Source organism: Limisphaera ngatamarikiensis (genome assembly GCF_011044775.1).
Lineage (GTDB): Bacteria > Verrucomicrobiota > Verrucomicrobiia > Limisphaerales > Limisphaeraceae > Limisphaera > Limisphaera ngatamarikiensis.
In genome coordinates this window covers 61,208-86,161 of sequence record NZ_JAAKYA010000004.1, presented here as the reverse complement: position 1 = coordinate 86,161, position 24,954 = coordinate 61,208, and the positions used below count along the sequence as shown (strand labels likewise).

The window sequence follows — 24,954 nt, the reverse complement described above, 5'->3', positions numbered from 1 at the left end:
CCCGGGCTTCGCCTCCCGATCCTCCGTCGTTGCAAACCAGCTCACACAACACCCACCGGGCGCAGTCCGCCCGGCGGACAAGACCCACCCCCTCAGGCCGTCGCAGCCTCCGGCTTCTTCCAGTTCCGCTTCGGCGGTTTGACCACCAATCCCTTCTTGATCGCACTGGCCGCCACCCGGATGTACCGGACACGCCCGTTCACCACGGCCTTCACCCGCTGCAGGTTCGGGAAAAACCGCCGCTTCGTCACCGCCGTGACGTGCGTACCGATACCACCGGCCTTCTTTGGCTTGCCACGACGCCAGATGATGCTGCCCTTGCGGGGCCGCTTGCCTGTCAATGGACAAATCCTTGCCATACTCAAATCCTCCAAGCCCTCCCGGGAGCCGCTTTCCACGACCCCGGAGCCGCACATTCTACGCCCGATCCCCACCGCCGCAAGCGCCAATTTGCACCCCGCACAGCCGCGAGCGCCAAAAAACCACCCTGTCGCCCCCACCAGGGTTGACACCGGATCAGGCCACCAGCCGCCACCCCGGAAGCTTTCCCAACCCCGGCGGTGAACCCCCCAGAATCAGCCCCTGCGCCGAAGAGCTGCCCGGCCGCCCACGGTCCGTTTCCGACCGGAAGGGCGGTCGCTCAAACGCTGCAGGGCCGAGCCGCGCCCTGTCCCCGGACCGGCCCTCACCCCAAAACCGACCGCCCGCACACCGCCGGCACCATCCTCCAACCTTCACATTCAACCCTGGCCCTCTCCTCCACCGAAGATTTTGGCAATGACCCGCCGCCGATACGCAAAGATGTACTCGAGCCGACGGCGCACCACCAGACGATGAACCAGGCGCCCCACAACCCCAAACGGCAGCGCATAGGTCACCCGGTCCGTCATCAACACCCCACCTTCCACGGGCTCGAAGCGGTGCTCGTGAATCCACAGCCGATAGGGGCCGACACGCTGCTCATCAATAAACCGGCGCCCGGGCTCCACATGGGTGATCTGGGTCAGCCAACGGACGGCAACGCAGGGGAATATGGTGACCCGATACTCGATCACCTGCCCGGCGTACATCGGTTCCTCGCCGCCCCGGACAAAGCTGAAATGCAGGTCCGGTGGCGTGATTTCGTTCAGGTTACGGGGCGTGGCAAAAAACGCCCACACCGTGTCCAGGTCCGCCGGAATCCTCTGCCGGGTCTCAAGGACATGGATCATCGCAGCGTCTCCGAAGCGATTCGGTCTCAACCCCCAAGGGTGGGCGGAACAACGCTTTTTGGCCAGCCAAATGCATTTCGGGGCAACACCGGCTACCTGCTCCCGGTTCCCACCCGGATGTCCGGGGGACCGGACAGACCAGTCGGGTGAGGCTGCCACCCGACTTCACTGACTGCAAGGGCTCGCGCCAGGGCGACCGTGTTCCTGGGAGCGGGGCCGGAGCATTGGCAATGCGGGATAAAGTATGTTGCCAGCCCACGCCACCCTCACCTTCAGGATCAATGTTCCGCGCTCCGGCCACAGCGCCACGAGGCTGGACGGTGACATAGCATCCCGACGCCACTTACCGGGGATTCAGAAAAGTGACCCCGCAAAAAAAATTCTTGAAGCCGGGGCCGTCCCGGGCTAGGAGGAACTTATTCTCGCCGTTAGCGGCCCTGAGCTGCACGACACGGGCGGGGCAGGATTCGTTTGAAACCGAAATTGCTGAAACCAAGACCAACAACCGCAAACCTGAACACAGCATGAAACCCCCAATCCACCTTGCAGCCCTTGGGCTGCTTTCCACAGTACTTCTCCCTTCTTGGCCCCGGGCCAGGGGAGTTTGACGCCGCCGGGCGCGCCCGCCCCAACCATGAAGACCTTGCAGCAGGTTGAGCCACGCGCGCCCATCAGTTCGGCCCCGTTCACCATCAGCCAGCCCGGGTCGTATTACCTGACGACCAACCTGACCGTCAGTAGCGGGAGCGCGATCATCATTGCGACCAACGGCGTGACTCTGGATTTGAACGGCTATACCATTCGCTCCACGGCCAATCCCGCCAACGCGGCGGCAATTTGGATTGAGAACGGCTTGCGGAATCTGGCGATTCTGAACGGCAACATCGAGGGCGGGGTGACGAACAATGCCGGCACGTATAGCGGGCCGGGCTTTGGTTACGGCGTAATTTATCCCCAAGTCGCACCCCGAAACGTCCGCGTCAGCGGGCTCAACGTCTCCGGCTGCTCTCAAGACGGTATCAACGTCGGCAATGGCGACTCGACGGTGGTGGAGAGCTCCAGCGTGCGGACGGTTGGACGCTATGGGATTGTCGCCACGGTCGTGAAAAACTGCACGGCTCTGGAATGCGCCGACACAGCGATTGCGGGGACGACCGTATCCGATTGCCGGGGTGAATCCACCGGCAGCGGCCACGGCGTTTTTGCCGCCACCACCGCCCAGAACTGTTCCGGCAACAGCGCCAGCGGCCACGGCGTTTATTCCGGGAGCACCGCCCAGAACTGTTACGGCTTCAGCAACAGTGGCCGCGGCGTTTATGCCTACACGGCACTGAACTGTTACGGCAACAGCACCGGAAACAATGGCGTTGATGCCATGATTGCCCAGAACTGTTACGGCATCAGCAGCACCGGCGATGGCGTTTATGCCTACCACACCGCCCAGAACTGTTACGGCTACAGCAACACCAGCCGCGGCGTTACTGCTGGCGACATAGCGATTGGCTGCTTCGGCAAGTGCGGCCAGTTTGGGACGGGAGTGTCTACGGTAATCGCCGCTTTTTGTAGCGGCTGGAACACCTCCGGGGGTACTGCGATCAATGCTGCTGTGGCCAACAGCTGTTACGTTATTCTCCCTGCCTACGGCACCATCACCGCCGACCACAAATACAACATGCCATGAGGCGCTTCGAAATGCTCGGCTTCCGGCTGCCGGTGCACGTAGGAACGCTGGCGCTGAGCCTGACGGCCAGTTTGGCGTCGGCCTCCGGCTTCGAGGGGCGCATCCAGGCGGCGCTGGTGCGCGGCGGCGAGACGCAGACCTGGCTCTACACCGTCAGCACGAACATGCTGCGAATCGAGCGCGGGGAAACCGACCGGCCGCACGCCCGAAACCTCGTGAACCTGCAAACCGGCGAACGCACGCTGGTCTTTCCCCACAACCGCAGCTTTGTGCGCCTGAAACCGGCGGCAGCCAAGGCGTCCGCGCCGCCAACAGGTTTCCCGACGTCGCCGTCGCTTCCACCGGGTCTCGGCCCAGAAGCACAGGCTGGAAGCCTGCCCCACGCGCTTCCGCCGGGCATCGGGCTGCAAACGCCCGGGCCGGTCGTCATTGGCCCGACGAATCTGCCCGGTGCGCCTGCGCCGCCGACGATGCCCGCCCTGCCGGCGATGCCGCAGCCGCCGGCGGGTTTGCCGCCAGGTGTTGGCCCGCAAGCGGGCGGTTTGCCCGGCGCGGGACCCGGCATGCCCGCGATGCCGGCGTTGCCGATGATGCCGATGGGTGTAGAGCCGCTGGAGCTGAAGGCCACCGGCCAGACGACCAACCTGCTCGGTTACGCCTGCGCCCGCTATGAACTGCGTCAACGCGGCGAGGTGATGGAGATTTGGGCAACCGACAAGTTGTTGCCATTCGAGCCGTGGCAGCCGAACCAGCCGCCGCGTTTTGGTCCGCGGATGCTCGAGGAGCAATGGGGGGAGTTGTTGCGGGCGCGGAAGTTGTTCCCGTTGCTGGCCGTCCTGCGGTTTGAGATGCCGGCGTTGTCCGGTGAGACCAACGCGCCTGTGGCCGGCCCGGAGCGGCTGCGGTTCGAGGTGCGGAGCATTCGACCGGAGAAGATCGAAGACAAGGACGGGACGCTCTTTTCGCCGCCGTCGGAGTATCACGAAGTTCAACCCCTGCCGTTTTGAGGGAGTGCCGCATGGACAGGAGGCGACCTGAATCTTTGCAAACTTCGGCGCACTGCCGGTGGCAGGCGGCTTGCCAATGCGTGATATGGCGGGCTGCCAGCCTGCGCCAGCCTCACCTTGGTCTCCTCCTTCGAGGGAGAGGGAAGGCAACGGTCGCTGGCGGAGCAAATGTTCCGCGCTCCAGCTGTGGCGCCAGGAGGCTGGACGGTGACGTTGCATCCCGATGCCTTTCACCGCGCCTTCAAAAAGTGACCCCGCAGAAAATCTTAAAGCCGGAGCTGTTTTGGCCGATAAGGTAGCTAATTCTCGCCGTTAGCGCCCTTGAGCGGCGCGACACGGGTGGGGCGCGATTCGTTTCGAGGCGAAATCGCTGAAACCAAAAACCACAACCTGGAAACCTGAACACAGCATGAAACTGCAAATCCACCTTGCAGCCTTTGGGCTGCTTTCGACAGTACTTCTCCCTTCTTTGGCCCCGGGCCAGGGGAGTTTGACGCCGCCGGGCGCGCCCGCGCCGACGATGAAGACCTTGCAACAGGTCGAGCCGCGCACGCCCATCAGTTCGGCGCCGTTCACCATCACCGAACCGGGGTCCTATTACCTGACGACCAACCTGACCGTCAGTAACGCTAACGGGATCACGATTGCGACCAACGGCGTGACGCTGGATTTGAACGGCTACACCATTCGCTCCACGGCCAATCCCGCCAGCGGGACGGCGATTTTGATTTATGGTGACTTGAGGAATCTGGCGATTCTGAACGGGAACATCGAGGGCGGGGTGACGAACAATGCCGGCACGTATAACGGGCCGGGCTTTGACTACGGCATTGGCTATTACTATCTCAGCACTGCGCCCCGCGCCGTTCGGGTGAGCGGGGTCAACGTCTCCGGCTGCCGTTATGACGGTATCGACGTCGGCAATAGCGACTCGACGGTTGTGGAAAACTGCGCCGTGCGGACGATCGGGGGCAAGGGGATTGTCGCCACGGTCGTGAAAAACTGCACGGCTCTGGAATGCGGCGACACGGCAATAGAGGGCTGGACCGTATCCGACTGCTGGGGCAGATCCATCGGCAGCGGCCACGGCGTTTATGCCAAGACCGCACTGAACTGTTACGGCAGAAGCCGCAGCGGAAATGGCGTTTATGCCGACAACGCCCAGAACTGTTACGGCGAAAGCGACTACGGCAACGGCGTTTATGCCATCACCGCCCAGAACTGTCGCGGCTCCAGCAACAACGGCGACGGCGTTCGTGTCACTGCCACCGCCCAGAACTGTCGCGGCTACAGCATCAGCGGCAACGGCGTTTATGCCAAGACCGCACTGAACTGTTCCGGCTACGGCTTCAGCGGCAACGGCGTTTATGCCTACAGCGCCCAGAACTGTTACGGCGAAAGCGGCAGCGGCTACGGCATTTATGCCGACAGCGCCCAGAACTGTTACGGCGAAAGCGACTACGGCAACGGCATTTTTGCGGATCGCACGGCCATTGGCTGCTATGGCCGGAGCTTGAATGGCGTGGGAGTGAATACGAAAAACGCCGTTTTTTGCGTCGGCACACGCACTAACGGCACTGCGATCTTAACTGTTATGGCCAACGGCTGTTACGTTGCTTCTGGCGAGGGCACCATCATCGCCACCTACAAATACAACATGCCCTGAAGCGCCAGCCGCATGGGCCGATTTCGCAACACCGCATTCTGCAGGGCCGGCTTCGACTTCGGCCCATCAGAATGTTCTTTGCCGCCCATTGGCGGGCCGGCCTGAAAACCGGCCCGCCGGGCGCCCTTCGCATGGCACGAGCGCTTTGAACCCAAATACCTTCAACCTCGAAACCTGAACCGACCATGAAAACACCGCTCAAACTCCCGGCCCTTGCACTGCTCTCGCTTGCGGGGCTGCTGCCCCTGACCGGCCTGCAGGCCGCCACCACCATCAATCCCGCCAACAAATTGGCCTACGGCGCCAACCTCGGCTGGATGGACTGGCGCGGCGACGCCAACAACGGCGCCGTCATCGGCGAATACATCTGCTCGGGCTACATTTATGCCGCCAACGTGGGCTGGATCAGCCTGGGCAGTGGCACGCCCGCCAACGGCATCCAATACCAGAACAACTCGGCCACCGACTGGGGCGTCAATCACGATGGCCTGGGCAACCTGCGCGGCTACGCCTGGGGGGCCAACATCGGCTGGATCAACTTCGAGGGCACCGGCGCGCCCAGGGTGGACCTGAACACCGGCAAACTCAGCGGTTACGTCTGGTCGGCCAACTGCGGCTGGATCAGCTTGAGCAACGCGGTGGCCCATGTGCAGACCGACGTGGTCGCCAACGGGGCCGACACCGACGGCGACGGCCTGCCCGACGCCTGGGAACGGCTGTACTTCGACGGCCTTTCGCCCAGAGCCGAGGACGACCCTGACGGTGACGGGATGAACAACCTGCAGGAGTATTTGGCAGACACGAACCCCTTGAACGCCGATGAGCACCTGCGGATCACGGCATTCGATACTCCGCCGGACGGCAGGGAGCCGAAGGTGACCTGGACGAGCAAGCCCACGCGGCGCTACTACCTCGAGAAGGCGCTGAACCTGGACTTGCCGGTGCCGGTGTGGGAGGACAGCGGGTTGGGGCTGATAGTGCCTGACGGGGAGAGCACGACGCGGAGCTTCAGCGACACCAGCGCGCCGATGCGGTTTTATCGGGTGCGAGCGGTCAAGCCGCTGTCGCCGTAAGGCGGCGGAGGTGTTTTGGGTTCGGGGGATGGGTCGGCTCGGCGGGGCGAAGCAGCCTTGCCGGGCCGACCATGTTTTTGGGAGCGGCGGCTGGAAGATTTGCAAACCGCGACACAGCAGGCTGCCAGCCTGCGCCACGCTCATCGCGTCTCTCTGCTGCCTCGGCCGGCTGGTGGCCGTGGTGTTGGGCACGCGCGGGCTCGCCGCCACCGCCGTGTTTGAAAGGTGGCGTCCCGTGTTTTTGCCCCAAACCTTGGCTATCGCCTGAAGTATTGCACCGGCAGATGCATTGTTTTGGCTTGGGCCTTCAACATCCTCGTGCGCCGTGCATGCCATGAAGCCTGCCGACCATCACCGAACGCTCGCCCAGGATCCGCTTCGAGTTGGTCGCCGCTCAAAAGCAGTCCACCCCGGGCGGATTGCCCGCCCTGGAAGCACTGCCCCGGAGCGCCTGGAGTCCGGCCACGCAAACGCGCTGGCGCGACGGGGTGGAAGTGACCGAGCAGTACGCCGGCATCCGGCACACCGTGGCCGGCAGCGACTTCACTTTCCTGCTGGCGGTGGCCCGGTGGAAGAAGGACGACCAGATGTTCTGGCGTTACGCCTTTGTGGCGCACGACCCGCGCCGGACCGACGCGGAGGCGGTGATGGCGCGGCATCGGTTGAAAGGCGCCAAGGAACAACTCTTCAAGGAAGTGCTGCGGGGGCTGGACCTGCACCATCCGCCCTGCGCCAATGGTCTCTTGCCGTGGGCGGCGCCACGGCCCACATTGGATCCGGATTGCAGCCATGGCAGGGGTATTTTCCCATAACACACTCGAGCAAATCCGCGCCGCCAACGACATCGTGGAGGTCATCAGTGCCTACCTCCCCCTGAAACGGCGCGGGACCAACTTTGTCGCCCTCTGCCCCTTCCACAAGGAAAAGACCCCAAGCTTCCACGTCCACCCGCAACGGCAGATTTTTCACTGCTTCGGCTGCCACAAGGGCGGCGATGTCTTCACCTTCATCCAGCTTTACGAAAACGTCTCCTTCCCCGAGGCCGTCCGACTCCTGGCCGAGCGGGTCGGAATCCGTCTGGCATGGGAACAGGACGCTGAAGGGGCGGCCCAGCGACGCCTCAAAGAACGCCTGTTCGACCTCATGGAACAAATCACCCGACGCTGGCAAACCGTGCTGGCGTCCGACGCCGCCGGGCAACCGGCCCGGGAATATCTCGCCCGCCGCGGCGTCTCGCCCCGGGCCATCCAGACGTTCCGGCTCGGCGCGGCTCCCCCCGCATGGGACGACACCGTCAACTGGGCCCGCAGCAAGGGATTCGAACCCGACCTGGTCGAGCAGGCGGGCCTCATCATCCGGCGCGAGGACGGCTCCGGATACTACGACCGTTTCCGTGGTCGGCTCATCTTTCCCATCTGTGACGAACAGGGACGGGTCATCGGCTTCAGCGGCCGGGTGCTGACCGCCGACGCGGACACCGCCAAGTACATCAACTCCCCGGAAACTCCCCTGTTCCACAAAAGCCGCGTCTTTTACGGGCTGGACAAGAGCCGGCGCGCCATTCTGGACGCGGGCTTTGCCGTGGTCTGCGAGGGCCAGTTGGACCTCATCGCCTGTCATGAGGCCGGCGTGGCGAACGTAGTGGCCCCCCTCGGCACCGCATTCACCGAAGACCACGCCCGATTGCTGCGCCGTTACTCCACGGAGGTGGTCCTGTGCTTCGACTCGGATGAGGCCGGCCAAAAAGCCATGAGCCGGGCACTCGAAATCCTGCTGGAAGCCGGCATCGTCGTCCGGGTGGCGCTCGTGCCCGCCCCCCATGATCCGGACAGCTTCATTCGCGAACACGGTGCCGAGGCCTTCCAATCCCTTGTCCGCAACGCCGAGGATTTCTTCGATTACCACCTCAAACGGCTCTGCAGCATCCACGACCTGGGCACCGAGCGGGGACGGCTCCGTGTGCTGGAGGAAATGGGGCGCCTGCTGCTCAAAACCCGCAACGATCTCATCATCGAAACGCACGCCCGCAAAACGGCCGCCGTGCTGGGTGTCAGCGAGGCGGCCGTCCGGAGCGAGTTCCGTAAACTGGAAGGTCGCGGCCGCCACGACCGCGGGCCCGCCGAACCGGCACCCCCGGAACCGGGCCCCGCCGCGCCACCACCCCTGGAGGAATGGTTGCTCCGGCTTCTGCTCCAACACGGTGCGTTGATCCCCTGGGCCGGCCAACACATCTCACCCGACTGGCTGCAACACGAAGGCGCACGGCGCGTGGTCCAAATTTGCTTCCAATATCACCGTCAGGGCGTCACCCCCACTGCGGCCGAACTCGTCCAGGCCCTGCCTGAACCGGCACTGCAATCGCTGGTCAGCGCCTGCGCCGTGGATGAACGGCCATTGCCCGAGCCCGAACGTCAGATTCGCGACGTCGCCCTCCGCCTGCGTAACGCATGGATCGATCGCCAGATCGAAGCCTGCAAACGACGCCTGGGTCAGCCGGACCTGGCCGACCCCGACCGCCTCGCGTTGCTCCAACAACTACAGTCCCTGCGCGCCCAAAAGCAAACCGACCTGCCCCCGCCCGAACCCGCCGCGTTCTAATCCCCGCCCCGAGGATCCGGCGCCGGTTCGCTCCCCATCCCGCAACCTGCAAATTGCGGATGCCGCATCAACAGGTCCCACGTCGAAGGGCGCAACGCCCCTGGCGGATCCCCCGACAACCACGCAGGCTCGGCCGCGGTTGAGCGTCGCAGCCGCGCCAACCACGCCCCATCCAAAGGCCGCTCCAGCCGATCCGGACAGTTCGACGCCACCGTGGTCTCCTCCTTCACCCCAACGGCGCAACCCCGCCCCACGTAAAAGCCCGCCACCAACAATGCCACACGCACACGACTGCTCCGTGAGTAGGTCGCCAACACACAGGCCCGACCCGGATCCAACCTCCGGTACAACCGCCGGAACACTTCCACCGTCCACAGCGCGGGATTTCGGGCCGGCGAAAACGGATCATAGGCCACAGCGTCCGGGGCGGACACCTCCGCCGCGTCCTCCACCAACCACCGCGAAAAGTCCCCCTCCACAAACCGCCACTCCACCTCGGCCTCACCCACCCGCCCCACAAAACCGCCGCCCGACAAGAAACGATCCAACACCGCCTCCATCCCTTCCACGTACCCGAGCCGGTCCCCATGCCGCCGCGCAAAGGCCAGCCCCTCCAGGGCCACGTCAAAGCTCCACATCCGAAGCCGGACCCGCCGCGTGGACGCCGACCGCAAAACCGCCAACGCATTCGCCCCGGCGCCCAAACCCACGTCCCACACCACCGCCTCCGCCTGCTGCCCGGACTCCACCCGCGACCACAACCGCCCCAGTTGCAGCTCCTCTACATACAGTGCCCACGCCTCCACCCCGGGACCGGCACCCGGATGCATCACTTCGCCCACCACCGCATCACGCACCGCCCACGCACCCGTGCGCAGTCGAACCAATTCAAATCGTCCGCCGAAACCCACGACAATCCTGCCTGGAACCCTAACGCATCGAAGCCCGCCCCCGCCCCGCGCTCCTCCCCGGAAAAGAAAAATTGGTGGAGCCGAGGGGACTCGAACCCCTGACCTTCTCAGTGCGAACGAGACGCTCTACCAACTGAGCTACGACCCCACCAGTTTCGCGCCCTCACGGGCGCCCCGGCCGACGCGGCAGCCTCAAACCGGCACCGCGCCAACCGCTTGCAATATGCCCGGTCCCGCCAGCAACGCAAGTCCGTTTCAACGCCTCCACACCGCTCACCAACCCGGATCCAGTGGGCCCGGTAAACCGCCGGAACAGATCAAGTCATCGGTCCAGCACGGACTCCAGTGTCCTCCACTGCTCCGGGCCGGGCCGATTTCGCCCCTGCAACTGTGCTGCCCTACCGCACCCCGTCCGACCGCAAGTTGAGCCGCCGTCGTCGTCCACCGGCCGGACCAACTCCGTACACCCGGTTCCGGGTCATCGGATCCGCCAGTGCAACGGCCCGGACCGATCTGACGGCCCGGGACCCTCTTCCCCGCGTATGCAACAGGCTGGTACAAACTCCACCGGCCGGACCCGCTCCACCGCCCCCTGCTTTCCAAGCCTTGCCAGCCGCAAACAGGCCGATAGTTTCCTTCAGATGTCAGCAACGGGCACAGTCTATATCGTGGGCGCCGGCCCGGGTGACCCGGGGCTGTTAACGCTCCGGGCTGCCGAGCTGCTCCAGCGCGCCGATGTGGTCGTTTACGATGCGTTGGTTCAGCCGGCCATCCTGGACCTGGTCCGCCCCGGAGCCGAGCGCATCTTCGGAGGTCGGCGGGCCGGCGAGACCTCGTCCGATCGCACCGCTGTCCTGGAGCTGCTTGTGCAACGGGCACGCGAGGGCAAAACCGTGGTGCGGCTCAAGGGCGGCGACCCCTACGTCTTCGGCCGCGGCGGCGAGGAAGCCCTCCACCTCGCCGAGGCCGGCGTCCCGTTCGAAGTCGTGCCCGGTGTTTCCTCCTTTGTCGCCGTGCCCGCTTATGCCGGTGTGCCCGTCACCCACCGCGGGTACGCATCGCGACTGGTCATCCTCACCGGTCACGCCGACCCCGAATCGCCCGATTGCCCGGTGGATTGGGCGGCGGAAGCCCGCCTGCCCGGCACCAAGGTCATCCTCATGGGCACGGCACAAATCGGGCGGATCGCCGAAATCCTGATCCGACACGGCATGGCCCCGGACACACCGGTCCTCGTGACCCAGTGGGGCACCACCGCCCGACAACGATCCGTCACCGGCACCCTCGCCACCATCGGAGCCGACCTGGCCCGCGCCGGCCTCAGCGCCCCCAGCGTCGCGGTCATCGGTGAAGTGGTCCGGCTCCGTGACAAGCTCAACTGGTACGAGCGCCGTCCGCTGTTCGGCCAGCGGATCGTGGTCACCCGTGCCCGTGATCAGGCCGCTGCACTCTCCCGGCCATTGGCCGAATTGGGGGCCGAAGTCTGGGAGGTCCCCGTCATCAAAACCGCACCGCCCCGCCGACGCCGCGACGTCGTGGACGCCCTGCTGGAACTTAACAGCTACGACTGGCTCGTCTTCACCAGCCCCAACGGGGTCAACGCGTTTTTCGACTTCTTTTTCCAGCGGTTCCAGGACCTGCGCGACCTTGGCGGGGCCCGGATCGCCGCCGTCGGGCCCGGCACCGCCGAACGCCTCCGTCAACTGCACCTGCAGGTGGACGTCGTCCCCCAGGAGGCCCTGGCCGTCAAGGTGGCCGAGGCGATGGCCAACTACATGAGCCTCGAGAATCTCCGCATCTGTCTTCTCCGGGCCGAGGTCGCCAATCCCGACCTGCCCAGGGCCCTCGAAGAACACGGAGCCATTGTGGACGACATCGCCGTCTACCGAACCGTGGCCGAAACCGAGGAGGGCAACGAAGCTGCGCAACGGCTCCGGGAGGAAGGCGCCGACTGGATCACCTTCACCAGCGGGTCCACCGTCGAACATTTCCACCGGCGGTTCGACCTTCCCAAACTCCTGGCACGCTTCCCCGGCCTGCGACTGGCCAGCATTGGACCCGAAACCAGCCGTGCCCTGGCCGCACTCGGCCTCAACCCCACCGTGGAGGCACACGAACACACCATCCCGGGCCTTGTGGCCGCCATCCGGGACCGCGTCCTCGCCGAACGCATGGTCGAACCCATTTGAGCCGACCCGCCCTTCGAACGTCCCGCCGGCGTATGCCCGGAGGCGATGGATCCGGCAGGGGGTGGATGGAATGCCCGTCGCGCCGGAACACGCATTCCCGTGCTCGCCCCCTTTCGGGCCGAGCGAAGCCCCGTCCGCAGACGCTTGACCGGAGCAACCGGCCTGACCAGCCTCAATCCCATGCGCAAAGCCTTGCCATGGCACCTGGCGTGCGGGCTCGCCCTGGGTCTTCAGGCCGCGGAATTCCAGATCCACGAGTTCCAAAAAATCATCCTCACCCGCGAGTTCTGGGCCGAAGGCGCCCACGCCGCCGATTTCAACCGCGACGGTCACAAGGACGTGGTCTGCGGGCCGTTCATCTACCTCGGCCCCGACTTCCGCGAGCGCTTTGCTTTCATGCCCGCGACCCGGTCGTTCGAGCGAGTCCTCCCCGACGGCCGCCGGGAAACCGTGCCGGGTTTTGAAGGCGCACTGGGCACGCAAAACGCATACGCCGACGTCTTCCTCACCTTCACCGGCGATTTCAATCAGGACGGCTGGCCCGACATCCTCCACCTGCCCCATCCCGGCGGAGCCGCCCACTGGTACGAAAACCCGCGTCAACCCGGAAAACCATGGACCCAACACCTCGCGCTCGAACCCACCGACGGAGAATCACCCGGGCTGGCCGACATCACCGGCGACGGCCGACCCGAACTGATCTGCTTCTCCCGGGGCCGCCTCGGCTACGCTGAATACGACCCTGCTCATCCCGAGCGCCCGTGGAACTTTCGACCCATCAGCCCGCCCGGGGACTGGGGACGTTACACCCACGGCCTGGGTTGGGGCGACATCAACGGCGACGGCCGACCCGATCTGGTCGAAAAGGACGGGTGGTGGGAACAACCGCCATCCCTTGAAGGCAACCCCCTCTGGCGTCACCACCCGACCTCGTTCGGGCGCGGCGGGGCACAAATGCTCGTCTTCGACGTGAACGGAGACGGCCAAAATGACGTCGTCACCGCCCTCCACGCCCACGAGTACGGACTGGCATGGTTCGAACAGGTCCGCTCTTCCGATGGGATCGCATTTCGTCAACACCTCATCACCGGCGAACGCGAATCAGACAACCCTTTCGGCATCCGATTCTCGCAGGCCCACGCACTGGCGGACGCTGACCTTGACCGTGACGGTCTGCCCGACTTTGTCACGGGCAAGCGTTTCTGGGCCCACGGCCCCACCGGAGATCCCGAACCCAATGCACCCGCCGTGCTCTACTGGTTCCGTCTCTTCCGGCCCACCGGCGCCCGACCCTTCTTTGAACCGCACCTTGTGGACGCCGACTCCGGCGTCGGCACCCAAGTCACCGTAACCGACCTCAACGGGGACGGCTGGGCCGACATCGTCGTCGGCAACAAAAAGGGCGCATTCGTATTCCTCCATCAGGTCCGCCCGGTCTCCCGAACGGAATGGGAGGCCCGACAGCCCCGGCCCGTCAGATCCCCAATCCACTGACCTTCCCGGCGCCGATCCATCCCCTGCATCCCACGGGGTCTGCCCGGCTTCAACGCCCCGGGGGGCGGTCTCAACAACCCCGAAACGACAGCCGGTGGCACAACCGGGCCCGGCTGCCGACCCCGAGCCCCGATCCGGCCCGCGCAGAACCCGCCCGAGACAAGCACCCCGAAGCCGCGGGCTGTTCCGCGGCTTTCATGGACGAAGCCCGCACATCAAAACAAAACGGGCGGTCCCGACGTGAGACCGCCCGCACGTTGATCATTTCCGTAAGAGCCCTACTTCTGCGATTCTTCTTCCTCGCGTTCCTCCTCGGCCAGCTCAAACGCGTGCTGCAGCGCCACAAGGTCCTCGCCCGGCTTCAGCTGATCCAGCAAACGCTGCTCTTCCCGGAGCTGTTCTTCCGTGTAGTTGGCAGCCTTGATGGACAAGCCGATCCGCCGTTCGGCCCGGTCAATCTTAATCACGCGGGCCGTCACCTCCTGGCCCACTTTCAGCACGTTCTTGATCTTGTCCACCCGTTCCTCGCTGATCTGCGAGATGTGCACCAGCCCGTCAATGTCATGTGCCAGCCCGACAAACGCACCAAAGCTGGCCAGCTTGGTGACCTTGCCCGTCACCAGGTCACCCACCTTGTACAGCTCGTCAATCCGTTCCCATGGATCCGGCGTGAGCTGTTTGATCCCCAGGGCAATGCGCTGGTTGGGCTTGTCCACCTCCAGCACCACCGCCTCCACTTCGTCACCTTTCTTGAGCACCTCGGAGGGGTGATTGATCTTGCGCGTCCAGGACAGATCGGACACGTGCACCATGCCGTCGATGCCCTCCTCCAGCTCGATGAACGCGCCGTAGCTGGTGAGGTTCCGGACCTTGCCCTTGACCCGCGTGCCGGGCGGATACTTCTGATCAATCGTGTCCCACGGGTTGGGCTCCAACTGCCGCACACCCAGCGAGATCTTCTGTTCCTCCCGGTTCACGCTGAGCACCACGGCCTCGATCTCCTGCCCCACCTGCAACACATCCGACGGCTTGGCAATCCGTTTCGTCCAGGAAAGCTCCGTCACATGGACCAGGCCCTCCACCCCGGGCTCCAACTCCACAAACGCCCCGTACGGCATCAGGTTCACCACCTTGCCCTTCACGCGGCTGCCCACCGGGTACTTCGTCTCGATCTGGTCCCACGGATTCGGCGTCTTCTGCTTCAGCCCCAGGCTGACCCGCTCCTTCTCCCGGTTCACGTCCAACACCACCACGTCAATCTCCTGGCCCACCTTCAAAAGCTCCGAGGGGTGCCCGATCCGGCCCCAGCTCATGTCCGTGATGTGCAACAGGCCGTCAATGCCGTCCAGGTCGATGAACGCACCAAAATCCGTAATGTTCTTGACACGGCCCTTCCGAATGTCGCCCGGCATCATCTCCTGCAGCAACCTGGCCCGGCGCGCCGCCCGCTCCTCCTCAATCACCTCACGCCGCGACAACACAATGTTTTGCCGCTCCGGATTGATCCGGACCACCTTGAACTCCAGGGTCTGTCCCACGTACTGGGACAGGTTCTTCGGCGTCGTCACGTCCACCTGCGACGCCGGCAGGAAGGCCTCCACTCCCACATTCACCAGCAGCCCGCCCTTCACCACCGCCTTCACCCGGCCCTGGATCCGGCCGCCCTCATTGCAAATGGCCAGGATGCGTTCCCAGTTCTTCTTGAACATGGCCTTCTCATGCGAGAGCACGACCATGCCGTCCTTGTCCTCCAGCTTCTCAATCAGCACGTCCACCTGCATGCCGGGCTGGAGAGTCTCCGGATTCTCAAACTCGCTCAGGGGAATCACCCCTTCGCTCTTGTAGCCAATGTCCACCAACACTTCCTTGGGACGCACCTCAATGATCGTCCCGGGCACAATTTCGCCAACCGCAAAGCGCATCGGGCTTTGCTTCATGGCGTCTTCCATCGTGAGCATAGAGTTCTCTGCCTTGTTGGGATATGTGGAGCCTTGGGAACGCACCCTTGGGGGCGCTGCCGAATGCTCCATTGCCTAACGAACCAGTCGTTGCAACGGCAACGGAGGTTGTCCCCCGGACCACGTCCGGAGCCGGCCCCGTGTCTGCCACCACCGGAGCCGGAGGTTTTGTTTCGCGTTAACTTCCTTTTCTCAGCCTCTAGTGGATCATCCGCACCCGCGGAGTCCAGGCGAACGGCAAGCATACGGACCCCCGACCGCTGCGCAAGGGCAAAAACCGCGCCGATTCCGGCCGAAACCACCACCCTCCGCAGCCCCTCATAAACCCCGCCCCTTACCCGCCACCCGTCGCCCCCCGCAGCTCCTCCAGCGCCTTCAAAACCGCCTCCGCATGCCCCGCCGGCCGCACCCGCCGCCATACCCGCCGAATCCGCCCCTCCGGATCAATCAGAAAGGTCGTCCGCAACGTCCCCTCAAAGCTGCGCCCCAAAAACCGCTTCTGCCCCCGCACACCGTACATCCGGCAAATCGTTCCGTCCGAATCCGCCACCAGGACAAACGGTAACCGATACTTGTCCGCAAACCGCGCATGGGAAGCCACCGTGTCCGTGCTCACCCCCACCACCACCGCCCCCGACCGGTCCAGCGCCCCGTGCCAGTCCCGAAACTCACATGCCTCCCGCGTACAACCCGGCGTGTGGTCCCGCGGATAAAAATACAAAACCACCCACCGCCCGCGGCAATCCCGCAGCCGAAACCGTTGCCCCGTCTGCGTCAACCCCTCGAAATCCGGAGCGGTGTCGCCCTCCCGTAACCCGCCTTCCGTTCGTGCCTTCTCCGACTTCACAAGTCCTCCTTCCGTACCGGGTCGATCCCCGACAGCTTCATCCTCCCGAATCCCGCCCGCTTGCGGATTCCCCCTGTTCCTCCGGCCTGCGCGGACCGCTGCTGGGACTTGTACTCAGCTGCCGAACGCCATCCCAAACGTACAGCAAACCCGAGATCCCCGTCGTCACCGCCGCCGCCAGCGCCAACCACTCCAGCACCGCCCCGTGCCACCGCAACAAAACCCATAACACCACGCCCATCTGCAACACCGTCGCCACCTTCCCCACCATCCTCGGACGCACCACGGCACGACCCACCGTCATGTGGATCACCACCAAACCCACCACCAACAACACGTCCCGCCCCAACACCGTGCCCGTCAACCACAACGGCACCCGCTCCAAATGCGGCCCATGATCAAAGCTCAACAACACCATCGCCGAAACCAACAGCAACTTGTCCGCCAGCGGATCCAGCACCGCACCCAGCTCGCTCTGCTGATGAAAATGCCGCGCAATGAACCCATCCAGGGCATCGCACAACGCCGCCACCGCAAAACACCCCAGCCCCACGTACCGGTGCACCTCCCAACCCGTCTGCACGTAGTACAACACCTCGACGACAAACACCGGTATCAACAAAATCCGCAGGATCGTCACCTTGTTGGCTGTCGTCATCCAGACCCATGGGTACCCGTGGCGCCCCCGCAGACAAGTGCAAAACAGCCTCAACCCGCCGGGACTGCGCCGCTCCAACAACAAGCCCTCCACTGCGCACGCAAAAGCCGCCGGTCAAAACCGGCTGCCGGCCCTTCCCCTGCCACCACCCGGCCGCTGGAAGCTCACTCAGCCCGGCTCCGCCTCCGCCCATCCCCCAAAAACCCGGAGTCTCCGGGCCGGACACCTCGGAAGCCAAACCCGAACCCGCCCTGGCCGCACGAGCCCGACGCGTCAAGGGCACCCCGGGAACTCAAAATCCCCACTCACGGAATCAACGGACCGCCCTGGGCGCGGGCCTCGGGCGTCGTGGCCCACAGGTTCACCGGCCACACCGTCCGCCCAAATCGCACAAATCGCACACTCCCATCCGCAAAGGCGTAATTCGAGCCGGTCCCCACCCCTCGTTTCCCGCCGTGCCTTGCCTGATCCAGTTGGGTCAGGTCCTCCAATCGCTCATAGTCCAAATACCAATGGGTCGAGTCCGTCCGTTTCTCCCCCAGCAGACACGTCTCCGAGGGCTCGCGGATGTCCATCTCACGGATCGCATGACCGTTGCTGGAGACCACCTGCCGCCAATGGTCCACCGGAAACAGCGAGCGATAGTAGTCGTTCCAGGCGTTGTAGATGTAACTGCGTGGCGCCGCATCGGCCGGCCATAAGACCGGATCGGCCGTGCCCGTGGCCGGATCCGGGCCATCCGAGGGGCACACCAAAACCCGGAGCTCACCAAAGTAGGGCACCAGCCTCTGCGGCCAGCGCATGGGATGCGTCCGGGGACAGTACCGTCCCTCGTTGTCCTGCACGTACATCTGCATCGCCAGCCCCAACTGGCGGAGATGATTGAGACACGCAATCCGCCGCGCCGATTCCTTGGCCCTGGCCACCGCCGGCAACAGCATCGCCGCCAAAAGACTCACAATCGCCAGGACCACCAGCAACTCGATCAGCGTAAACCCCGCTCCCAACCACCCGAACCGCCCCATCACAACGCGCCGCGCCTCCCCCGTTCGCCCCGCCGCAGCGCGCCAGGGTCCCACCTTCGACCCCCTGCCATGCGCCGCCCGGCCGGGCACCCGGGCAAACCGCGTCCATGACCGGCACAACCTGCCGGGCACGGTTGGCGTACCTTTATGCTGTCTCTTCATCACCACCAAGGCCCGTCCCCAACTTGTCTTCAACCTCCCAAACCCTGTTCGGCCCCTGCTTGGCGCTCCCCGGAACATCCCATGCGCACATCCCTGTCGCGCAACCTCCGCCCACCGCCCCGGCCCTTGGAGCACGGAACCGTGCCGCACCGGGACCCGTCCGCGCACTCCCCACCTTGAGACGCCTCACGCCCGACCTTTCTTCACTCCAATGGGCGCGTTCCGTGGCGCTTTTCCCCGACCCGACCTGCTGACAGGCCGGATCCTCCACATGCCCCGCAGCCCCTCGGGCCAATCCATCGGACGCGTCCGGGCGGCAGCCAAACCACCGACGCCCCGGTTGGCAATCGCACGTTCCGCGCTACCATGTTGCAGATGCAAGACATCCGGTCGCTGACACGAGACGAACTCCACGCCCAGCTGATCGCCTGGGGCGAACCGGCCTATCGTGTGGATCAAATCCTGAACTGGCTCTACCGCCACCACGCCACCGATTGGTCGGTCATGACCAACCTGCCCCGTGCGCTCCGCGACAAACTGGGGAGCCGGTTTACCCTGAATCGATTGGAGCTGGTGAGACTCCAGGGCGCCGCGGATGAAACCCGGAAGTTCCTCTGGCGTCTGCCGGACGGAGCACTCATCGAAAGCGTTCTCATTCCGGCCAATCCCGCCCTCTACGGTGAACCCGCCGATCGCCACACCCTCTGCGTCTCCACCCAGGTCGGATGTGCCTACGGCTGCCGGTTCTGCGCCAGTGGCCTGGGAGGTTGGAAACGCAACCTCGAACCCTTCGAAATCGTCGAACAGGTCATCGCCGTCGAACGGTGGCACCGCGAATCCGCCGGCCCAACCCCCACGGACCGGCTCGTGGACAACCTCGTCATCATGGGCATGGGCGAACCACTGGCCAACTACGACAACCTCATGCGCGCCCTGCGCATCCTCAACGCACCCTGGGGCGGCCGCATCGGCGCACGCCGCATCACCATCTCGACCAGCGGACTGGTGCCCGGCATCCGCAAACTGGCCGAGGAACCCGAGCAATTCCGCCTGGCCATCTCCCTCCACGGTGCCACCGACACCGTCCGCAGCCGGCTCATGCCCGTCAACCGCAAATACCCCCTCGCCGAACTCGTCGCCGCCCTCCAATACTACCAGGAGCGCAAGGGCCGCATGCTCACCTTCGAGTACATCCTCATCGCAGGCGTCAACGACGGCCTTGAGCAGGTCCCGCCCCTGGCCGCACTGGCACGCCGGCTCCATGCCAAGGTCAATCTCATCCCCTACAACCCCGTCGACGGCCTGCCGTGGCGACGACCCGATCCCGCCACCTGCGATGCCTTCCTCAACGCACTCAAACGCGCCGGTGTCACCGCCACCCTGCGCAGGGAAAAGGGAACCGACATCGACGCCGCCTGCGGCCAGCTCCGCCTCCGTACCCTGCAGGAACTGGACCCCGGCAGCCAGCCCGCCAACGCCACCCCACCGCGCCCATAACCCCGCCCCCGCAGGCGCCCTACAGAACCTCGGTCTGCCCTGGCATCGCAATCGGATACCGGCCCGCAGCGTCGGCCTTCACCGGCGGATCATCCGTGTCCCGCAACTGATCCAACCCCGGCGCCAGTTCGCGCGTCGACGCCAACGCCTCCTCCCTCGTGATCCGCCGGCCCGATTCACACGCCATCCGACCCATGATGGCCGTCAGGTTCGACTCCACACTCCGGTCCACCTCGTTCCACGGTCGGTCCTGCCGAATCGCCTCGAAAAACAGGTCCATCTCACGTTGGTACGGGTCACAAGGTTCCCCGCGATACCGCCACAGGACCTGCTGCGCCGCCGGCTCATGACCCCGAAACAACAGGGGTTGGGGCTGACCCTCGCCCAACACGGCGCACCCCCGCGTGCCATGCAACACCACCCCGAAAAAGTCCCAGCACCGCAGCATGTGCCGCCCCTGTACCACCATGCGCGTCCCATCCGGAAACGTGTACTCGGCCATGTAATGGTCGTACAACTGGTCCGGCTCCTGCCGCACCTGCCGACCGCCCATCCCCTGGACCGAAACCGGCCACCCGCCCTTGGCCCAGCAACCCACGTCAATGTTGTGAATCAGCCAGTCCACAAAGAAACTCCCGTTCAGCCACGTAAAACAACTGTAATTGGCAATCTGCCAGGCCAGCTCGCTCATGCCCTCCGGCCGCGGGCCCAACCCCACCGGCCCGTGCATCCGATAGGCGTACACGGCGATCAATTCCCCGATGGCACCGCGATGGACCTCCTCCATCGCCTGTTCCAGCGGCACGTAATGCCGGCTCATCAACCCCGTCGCCACCTTCAATCCCCGCTTGCGCGCCTCCTCACCCGCCCGCAGAACCCGCCGGATCCCCGGCACGTCCACCGCAAAGGATTTCTCCATGAACACATGCAGTCCGCGCTGAACCGCATACTCGAAATGCGCCGGCCGAAACGCGGGCGGCGTCGCCAAAATCACCACGTCCCCGGGCTCCAGACTGTCCATCAATCGCCGGTAGCCCTCCAGCCCCCCAAACACGCGATCCGGGGTCACCCGAATCTGTCGGCCAAACCGGGCTTGCAAACGCTCCACCAGCGCCCGACCGCGCTCCGGAAAAAAGTCGGCCACCGCCCACAACTCCGTCGGTCCGGCCGTGGACAACGCCTGCGCCACCGCCCCACTGCCCCGACCGCCGCAACCCACCAGCCCCACCCGCAACGTCTCCGATGCGCCGCCAAACACACCCACGGGAAGGGCTTGAACCAAACCCCATCCGGCCAGCGCCCCGGTGGTCTGTTGCAAAAAACGGCGGCGGTTGGTCCCACCAACACCCGAGGAAGAGGACTGCCCGGTTCGCATGCCACCGAGCCTCCGGCACCCGACCCGGTCCTGTCAACTCCGGGCCCAAACCGCCCGCGCCCCGGACCCGTTCCCGTCCTAGCGCCGGAAGAAGATCCACCACGTCAGCACCAGCACCGGCAACAAGTACGGCAACGTGAACCGGAACACGTAACCGAGGAACGTCGGCACATGCGCCTTCTGATGTTCGGCAATGGACTTGACCATGAAATTCGGGCCGTTGCCGATGTACGTGGCCGCGCCAAAAAACACCGCCCCGATGCTTACCGCAATGATATACACGTTGTTCTCCGGCGGCCCCAGCAGCACCGAAAGCTGCAGATGTTCCACGCTCGGTTGTCCGCCCGCCAGCTCACGCGGGAAATACCCGGCCATCCCCTCCAGGGCACCCTGAAGGATCGGATCCCGAACCGCCGACGGGGCCAGCCCCTGGCTCACAGCCGCCTGTAACTGTTGCAACACTGCCGGCGGCGCAAACATCCCAAGGGCAGCACTCAGAAAACTCAGATACGTCGGCGCATTGTCCAGCACCGCACTCAGCATCCCCGTGCCCCAGTACAAAAGCGTGGGGGTCGGTTCGGCCACCTCCCGCGCATGCAACTGCAACCAGTCCAGCGCGGGCATCATCGTCGCAAAAATGCCAAAGAACAAAATCGCCACCTCCCGAATCGGCTCGAAATTGAAGTCATTCGCCTCATGCACCGGCCGCGGTGTGGTCAGGTACGAGCCCACGGCAGCCGCCACCATGACGGCCTCCCGCAGGAAGGGTGGATGCTGCAGGAATACCGCGCCCAGAATCACCGCCAGAAATCCCACGTTGCCCAGACCACGGATCCGCCACTGCTCCCCCGGACCCGTTTCCTTCTCACGAACCTCCCGCGCGGCCTTCAGGTAATTTCGCCGGTCCAACACATAAAAAATCGCCAGCAACGAACCCACCCCCACCAACCACATCGGCCAGCAATGCTCCAGCACCCACCAGAACGGTACCCCCTTCAAACACCCCAGAAACAACGGAGGATCCCCAATCGGGGTCAGACAACCGCCCACATTCGCCACGATGAAGATGAAAAACACCACGTGATGCGCCGTCAGCCGGTACTTGTTCATCCGCAGCCAGGGCCGGATCAACAACATCGAGGCTCCGGTCGTCCCCAGCACATTCGCAATCACCGCCCCCACCAACAAAAACAGGCAGTTCGCCAACGGTGTGGCCTCGCCTTTGACCGTGATGTGGATGCCGCCGGATACAACAAAAAGCGACCCGATCAGCACAATGAAACTCACGTACTCATGCGCCGTGTGTGCGATGCGCCCGGTTGCCCTCAGACCCAGCCAGTAATAGGCCAGCGTGATGGCCCCCAGACCCACCGCCACCTTCGGATAATGCCGGTGCCACCCATGCGGCCACGCCAGCGGCCCCAGGGCAATGGCCGCCAGCAACAACACAAACGGCACCACCATCCATGGATTCGGCTCCAACAACTCACCGTGCATGGGCAGCAAACAACAGGGAGGGACCCTGCCCGGTCAAGCATCACCGGCGCCCGTCCCCGGTCGGCGCCAGGTGTGCCTCGCTGCTGCGGGCCATGGCCTCCGACACCAGGCCCAGCACCTCTGCCCGCACCAGCGCCCCCACCAAACGCGGATCCGACGCGCTCTTGACCACCGGAATGTGTTGTTGCTCACTCCGCAGCACCACCGGCAGCGCCTCAAACAGGGTCTGGTTCGGCGTCAGACACGGCGGCGGCGGGCGCATCACATCGTACGCGATCACCGCCCGCAACTCCTCGCCGGCATTCAAAAACGGCTTCAGATCGTGCAGAGCCACCACCCCCACGAGCCGATTCTCCCCGTCCACCACCGGCAGGAAATTGTTGGCACGGGTTAAAAACCGCTGCGCCATCTCCTGCAACGTGGCCGTCTCCCGCACCGGCGGCACCGGCTCCCGCATCAGATCCCCCACCCGCCGGTCCAACGTCACCTCGGTGGCCGCTTCCAGCCCCCGCGCCCGCAAGCTCTCCGTGTACACGGAGTCCGGATGCAATCGCCCCGCCACCAGCGTCGCCACCGCACAGCCCAGCATCAACGGCGGCATGATCGAGTAATTCAACGAAATCTCAAACACCAGCACCATCGCCAGCAGCGGCGACCGCGTCGTGGCCGCCAATACGCTCCCCATCCCCACCACCGCATAGCTGCTCAGCGGTAGTTCTTCCCCCACCCCCGCCAGGTGGAGCGTCAACCCAAACGCCGCCCCCACGGCCGCACCCACAAACAACGTGGGCGTAAACACGCCCCCCACCGCGCCCGACCCCACCGTCACCGCCGTGGCCAACAGCTTGGCCGAAAACAAGCCGATCAAAAACAGCAATCCCCACCCCTCCCCGCCAAGGTGACCGCTGACCCACGAGGCTGTCAGCCGGTCAAACTCCCCGTGCAAAATCCGGTTCGTCACCAGATATCCGTTGCCGCATACCCCCGGATAACCCAGGGCGATCAAACCCACCAGCAGCCCCCCCAGCGCCATCCGCCCGTACAACGGCCACGGCAGCCGGCGAAACTGATCCTCCGCGTACCGCAGCAGCTTCAAAAACAACGCACCCGTCGCCCCGCACAAGCCGCCCAACACCAGGAACCACGGCAACTGACCCAACCGCGTGAATTCCACCGCCGGCACCTCGTACCACGGCGCAATCCCGAAAAAACTGCGCGACAATACACTGGCCACCACCGCAGACACCACCAGCGGGGCAAACATCAACATCGAGAAGTTCCCCAACACAATCCACGCCGCAAACACCGCACCCGAAATCGGCGCGTTGTACGCCGCCGCAATCCCCGCCGCCGCACCACACCCCACCAACAACCGCAGCCGGTATGGCGGCCACTCAAACCACTGCCCCCACTTCGAAGCCAGCATCGCCGACAGTTGCGTGATACCCCCTTCCCGCCCGATCGATGCCCCGGTCGCTATGCTCACCAGCGACGAACACGCTCGAACCATGCTCGGCCGGAACGGCAACCGCCCATCCCCGGCCACCACCGCCTCCAACAGATTCGTCGTCCCCCGGGCCCGCACCCATCGCAATCCCCAGTGCAAAATCAGCCCCGCCACCAACCCGCCCAACGCCGGCGTCAACACCCGCTCCCACGGACCCATCAGCTCCGCCACCTCCACCGGATCCCCCGGCCGATGCACCACCGCATGCCGCACCAGCTCGATCGCCCCGTGAAACGCGAGATTCACCAGCCCGCCGATCACCCCCACACCCGCCGCCAGCAACAAATGAACCGTCTCGTCGCTGGGCGCCACCCGCTCCCGCCACTGCAACGCACGCCGCCAATAACGGCGCCACAGAACCTCCAACATCCGTGGCAGCCGCCGCACCAGCATGCCGGGCGTTTGCCTTCCGTTCACACTCCCATCCTAACAAACTGCCTCGAGTACCGACCAGCCAACGCATCGTCCCGCCCCGGCCTTGCAATCCCATGAACTCCGTCGCGACCCCTTCCCCAGCCCTGAACGCCACCGCCAGAACCCCGTTGCCGGCCCCCACCTCCGGTGGTACCAAAACCTCATGAGCCGCCCCGCCAATCCA

19 protein-coding genes and 1 tRNA gene are annotated in these 24,954 nt (G+C 64.8%); 9 read left to right on the top strand and 11 right to left on the bottom strand.

Annotated features, from left to right (window positions below; all coding sequences use genetic code 11):
- Positions 1-92: 92 nt before the first annotated feature.
- Positions 93-359, bottom strand: coding sequence for a 50S ribosomal protein L28 (gene rpmB, locus G4L39_RS00345; protein WP_165105056.1), 267 nt, complete (start codon positions 357-359; stop codon positions 93-95).
- A gap of 381 nt (positions 360-740) precedes the next feature.
- Positions 741-1,211 (bottom strand): SRPBCC family protein, encoded by a 471-nt coding sequence (locus G4L39_RS00340; protein ID WP_165105054.1) that lies wholly within the window; start codon positions 1,209-1,211, stop codon positions 741-743.
- 634 nt (positions 1,212-1,845) lie between these two features.
- On the opposite strand from G4L39_RS00340, the gene G4L39_RS00335 reads away from it, so the two are divergent.
- From G4L39_RS00335 to dnaG, 6 genes are all read left to right on the top strand, one after another.
- Complete coding sequence (locus G4L39_RS00335; protein ID WP_165105052.1) at positions 1,846-2,892, top strand: right-handed parallel beta-helix repeat-containing protein; 1,047 nt, start codon at positions 1,846-1,848, stop codon at positions 2,890-2,892.
- The gene (locus tag G4L39_RS00330; protein ID WP_165105051.1) at positions 2,889-3,899 is read left to right on the top strand and encodes a DUF4412 domain-containing protein; all 1,011 of its coding nucleotides are present in this window, start codon (positions 2,889-2,891) and stop codon (positions 3,897-3,899) included. The genes G4L39_RS00335 and G4L39_RS00330 overlap by 4 nt, the downstream gene beginning before the upstream one ends.
- Positions 3,900-4,308: 409 nt before the next feature.
- Entirely contained in the window at positions 4,309-5,565 is a 1,257-nt protein-coding gene (locus tag G4L39_RS00325) for a hypothetical protein (RefSeq protein WP_165105049.1), read from the top strand.
- A gap of 185 nt (positions 5,566-5,750) precedes the next feature.
- On the top strand, positions 5,751-6,638 hold the full coding sequence (locus G4L39_RS00320) for a hypothetical protein (protein WP_165105047.1): 888 nt from the start codon (positions 5,751-5,753) through the stop codon (positions 6,636-6,638).
- 383 nt (positions 6,639-7,021) lie between these two features.
- Complete coding sequence (locus G4L39_RS00315; protein ID WP_165105045.1) at positions 7,022-7,450, top strand: hypothetical protein; 429 nt, start codon at positions 7,022-7,024, stop codon at positions 7,448-7,450.
- On the top strand, positions 7,428-9,236 hold the full coding sequence (gene dnaG / locus G4L39_RS00310; RefSeq protein ID WP_165105043.1) for a DNA primase: 1,809 nt from the start codon (positions 7,428-7,430) through the stop codon (positions 9,234-9,236). The genes G4L39_RS00315 and dnaG overlap by 23 nt, the downstream gene beginning before the upstream one ends.
- On the opposite strand, the gene G4L39_RS15675 is transcribed toward dnaG, so the two are convergent.
- Positions 9,233-10,147: an MnmC family methyltransferase gene (locus G4L39_RS15675; RefSeq protein ID WP_165105042.1), complete on the bottom strand. Its 915-nt coding sequence runs from the start codon at positions 10,145-10,147 to the stop codon at positions 9,233-9,235. The genes dnaG and G4L39_RS15675 overlap by 4 nt on opposite strands.
- A gap of 72 nt (positions 10,148-10,219) precedes the next feature.
- Positions 10,220-10,295: transfer RNA gene (locus G4L39_RS00300), tRNA-Ala, on the bottom strand.
- Positions 10,296-10,788: 493 nt separating this feature from the next.
- Between G4L39_RS00300 and cobA the strand changes: the two genes are divergently transcribed.
- Together cobA and G4L39_RS00290 are read left to right on the top strand one after the other, a co-directional pair.
- Positions 10,789-12,336: a uroporphyrinogen-III C-methyltransferase gene (gene cobA / locus G4L39_RS00295; RefSeq protein WP_165105040.1), complete on the top strand. Its 1,548-nt coding sequence runs from the start codon at positions 10,789-10,791 to the stop codon at positions 12,334-12,336.
- A 180-nt stretch (positions 12,337-12,516) separates the two neighbouring features.
- Positions 12,517-13,830, top strand: coding sequence for an FG-GAP repeat domain-containing protein (locus G4L39_RS00290; protein WP_165105039.1), 1,314 nt, complete (start codon positions 12,517-12,519; stop codon positions 13,828-13,830).
- 278 nt (positions 13,831-14,108) lie between these two features.
- Here the strand turns inward: G4L39_RS00290 and G4L39_RS00285 are convergent, their stop codons facing one another.
- The 4 genes from G4L39_RS00285 to G4L39_RS00270 all read right to left on the bottom strand — a co-directional run bounded on the left by G4L39_RS00285 (position 14,109) and on the right by G4L39_RS00270 (position 18,450).
- A complete protein-coding gene (locus tag G4L39_RS00285; RefSeq protein ID WP_165105037.1) occupies positions 14,109-15,860 on the bottom strand; it encodes a 30S ribosomal protein S1 in 1,752 nt (583 codons plus the stop codon).
- A gap of 262 nt (positions 15,861-16,122) precedes the next feature.
- Entirely contained in the window at positions 16,123-16,635 is a 513-nt protein-coding gene (gene bcp / locus G4L39_RS00280; protein ID WP_165105036.1) for a thioredoxin-dependent thiol peroxidase, read from the bottom strand.
- A gap of 37 nt (positions 16,636-16,672) precedes the next feature.
- Positions 16,673-17,293, bottom strand: a complete 621-nt coding sequence (locus G4L39_RS15270) for a CDP-alcohol phosphatidyltransferase family protein (RefSeq protein ID WP_165105034.1) — start codon at positions 17,291-17,293, stop codon at positions 16,673-16,675.
- A 305-nt stretch (positions 17,294-17,598) separates the two neighbouring features.
- The gene (locus tag G4L39_RS00270) at positions 17,599-18,450 is read right to left on the bottom strand and encodes a DUF1559 family PulG-like putative transporter (protein ID WP_343203286.1); all 852 of its coding nucleotides are present in this window, start codon (positions 18,448-18,450) and stop codon (positions 17,599-17,601) included.
- A 396-nt stretch (positions 18,451-18,846) separates the two neighbouring features.
- On the opposite strand from G4L39_RS00270, the gene rlmN reads away from it, so the two are divergent.
- The gene (gene rlmN / locus G4L39_RS00265) at positions 18,847-19,977 is read left to right on the top strand and encodes a dual-specificity RNA methyltransferase RlmN (protein WP_165105033.1); all 1,131 of its coding nucleotides are present in this window, start codon (positions 18,847-18,849) and stop codon (positions 19,975-19,977) included.
- A gap of 19 nt (positions 19,978-19,996) precedes the next feature.
- Here the strand turns inward: rlmN and G4L39_RS00260 are convergent, their stop codons facing one another.
- From G4L39_RS00260 to G4L39_RS00250, 3 genes are all read right to left on the bottom strand, one after another.
- Positions 19,997-21,352: a Gfo/Idh/MocA family protein gene (locus tag G4L39_RS00260; RefSeq protein ID WP_205880673.1), complete on the bottom strand. Its 1,356-nt coding sequence runs from the start codon at positions 21,350-21,352 to the stop codon at positions 19,997-19,999.
- A 78-nt stretch (positions 21,353-21,430) separates the two neighbouring features.
- Positions 21,431-22,849, bottom strand: coding sequence for a sodium:proton antiporter (locus G4L39_RS00255; RefSeq protein ID WP_165105029.1), 1,419 nt, complete (start codon positions 22,847-22,849; stop codon positions 21,431-21,433).
- A gap of 40 nt (positions 22,850-22,889) precedes the next feature.
- Positions 22,890-24,773, bottom strand: coding sequence for a ClcB-like voltage-gated chloride channel protein (locus tag G4L39_RS00250; protein ID WP_343203285.1), 1,884 nt, complete (start codon positions 24,771-24,773; stop codon positions 22,890-22,892).
- Positions 24,774-24,954: the final 181 nt, after the last annotated feature.